General features: G+C 57.9%; 1 protein-coding gene and 1 pseudogene. Both read left to right on the top strand.

The window, feature by feature from the left end:
* Window positions 1–299 (top strand): annotated as a pseudogene (locus tag Q0F21_RS07120) (hypothetical protein); the annotation flags it as partial.
* A 23-nt stretch (window positions 300–322) separates the two neighbouring features.
* On the top strand, window positions 323–2,583 hold a 2,261-nt coding region (locus Q0F21_RS07115), incomplete at its 3' end, for a zinc-dependent metalloprotease (RefSeq protein WP_297238654.1).

Below are 2,583 nucleotides of genomic sequence, written 5' to 3'. Positions count from 1 at the left end.
TAGTCTTCTACAGCGGCGCTGACGGTAGCGGCATCTACGCCTACAACACCATGTCGCAGGGCAACTTCCCCACCACACCCCTCATCACACTCAGCAAGGACGATGTGGTAGTCGACATGGTGGTGGACAAGGATGACCACTTCCTCTACATTGCCCTGAATAGTCGGTCGGGCTCCACTGCGAGCATCCGGCAGATAGATCTGACTAAGGACAGCTACCCCGTTGTACACGAGTGGAAGGACCTTCGCCTCCCCATCACAGCCATCGCACTCCGCGAGGATTACCCGATCGATAACTAATACAAGACTGCAAAGGAACAGACATGCACTCAACCCCTAAGATCCCGGTGGAGGGATGGATGCGGAGACTACTACTACTCACGCTCCTACCGATACTGGGACTGGCACCCATCCACGAGTCTTACGCCAAGACAAGCAAGGACAAGTATAGTCAGCTCTTCAGAGATAAGAAGGTCGAGACCGTCAAGGGTGGCCTCGTCACCCTCCACAAGGTGGAGGACAAGCTCTACATGGAGCTGCCCATCTCGGAGATCGGGCGGGATATGCTCCTCGGAGCGACGCTCTCCAGTGTCTCTGACGGATCGATCCTCACGATAGGCGACCGCAGCGAGGAGCCCCTGCTGATGCGCTTCGAGCTGCAAGACAGCACTGTGGTGGTCAAGAAAAATAACACGATCGTCTACTCCAAGGAGGCGGACGAACCGATGAAGCAGGCGCTCGCCCTCAGCTACCGAGACCCCTCCGTAGCGGCCTACTCCGTCCTCGCCTTCACCCCGGACAGCAGCGCAGTGGTCTTCGATGCCACCTCGCTCATGGCGCGTGAGAGTACACTCGTACGGGTGATCCCGAAGGAGTCCGGCGACCTCAAGCTGAGCGCCTCACCGGTCTCCTCCCTCTCCTTCATCAAGGGGATGAAGTCCTATGAGGACAATGCTCAGGTGCGTGTGGAGCTTAATTATAAGCTCTCCGCCACCTTCCTCGGTATGGTCTCCGTGGCGAGCGATGTGCCGACGACGGTGGAGGCGACCTTTACCCTCCTCCGACTGCCGGAGGAGACGATGCCTATACGCATCGCCGACACCCGCGTCGGGACCTTCACCACCGGGCGGCTCAATTTCTCCCCGCTCAAGGACAAGACCGACAACATCTACATCGCCCACCGACGGCGACTTGAGCCGGCAGACTCCGCTGCCTACGCCTCCGGTGGACTCTCTAAGCCCAAGGAGCCGATCGTCCTCTATCTCGATCCCGCATTCCCCGAGGAGTGGAAGCAGCCGATCCGAGACGGTATCCTGGCGTGGAATACGTCCTTTGAGAAGATCGGATTTAAGGATGCCATCGAGGTAAGGGACTTCCCCGACCCCTCCACCGGCTTCGATCCGGACAATCTGAAGTACTCCTGCATCCGCTATATTCCCAATCAGGGAGAGAATGCCTACGCCCCCTCGTGGGTCGACCCAAGGACAGGAGAGATCATCAGCTCGACACTCTTCATCTTCAATAACATCGAGCAGCTTTTCTACAAGTGGTACTTCACCCAGAGTGCCCTCGTAGATCCCTCGATCCGCAACTTCCCTCTCCCTAAGGCGAAGAGGGATGCGATGCTCACCTTCTCCGTCAAGCACGAGATGGGGCACATCCTCGGTCTGTCACATAATATGATCGCCACGGCGGCTGTCCCGACAGACTCCCTCCGGAGCGCCTCCTACGTACGAGCTCACGGTGTCACCCCGAGCATCATGGACTATGTCCGGCTCAATTATGTGGCTCAGCCGGGCGACAACGTCCCGATGGCCCTCCCCGAGATCGGTCCTTACGACGACTATGTGGTCGAGTGGCTCTACCGCTACTTCCCCCTCTTCTCGCAGGACATCTACGCTCAGGCTGAGGTGCTGGAGAAGTTTGTCACCTCCAAGACAAATGACCCGATCTACCGCTATCTCCCGGAGCAGACCAATGTCTACGATCCGCGGGTCATCTCCGGTGACCTCGGCGACGACCCGATCAAGAGCAGCGACTATGGGATAAAAAATCTCGCCCGCATCTCGCAAGAGTTCCCCGAGTGGATCACCGACGACGAGGACACCCGCAAGAAGGATAAGCTGGATCTCGCCATCTCGCAGACCTTCCACTCTCTCGTAAAGAATGTGATGCACCAGATCGGTGGTATCTACGTCAATCCCTCTATCCCCGACGCGGAGCACCCCATCTACACCGTGCTCCCCCGCGAGACTCAGAGAGCCTCACTCAAGTGGGTGGTAGACCAGATCAAGGACTTTGATAAGTATGCCAATCGAGAGCTCGAGTGCAGGAGCCATATCCGCATCAGCTACTACGATCAGCTCTACGAGTTCCTGATCAATGACCTCTACAACACCCGTATGCGCGTTCTCACAGCCGAGCACCTCGTCCCCGGCAGCTACTCACAGCAGGAGTACTTCGAGGACCTGACGAAGGAGGTCTTCGCCTCACTCACCGAGCATCGCGACCCCACCCGAGCAGAGATCCTGCTGCAGAGAGGGTTCATCAACCTCGGTCGGGCGGTAGTCACCGACACCAAGGT

Source organism: uncultured Porphyromonas sp. (assembly GCF_934359325.1).
GTDB lineage: Bacteria > Bacteroidota > Bacteroidia > Bacteroidales > Porphyromonadaceae > Porphyromonas_A.
Note: the sequence above shows the minus strand (reverse complement) of the source record. Positions and strands in the feature narration are given on the sequence as shown.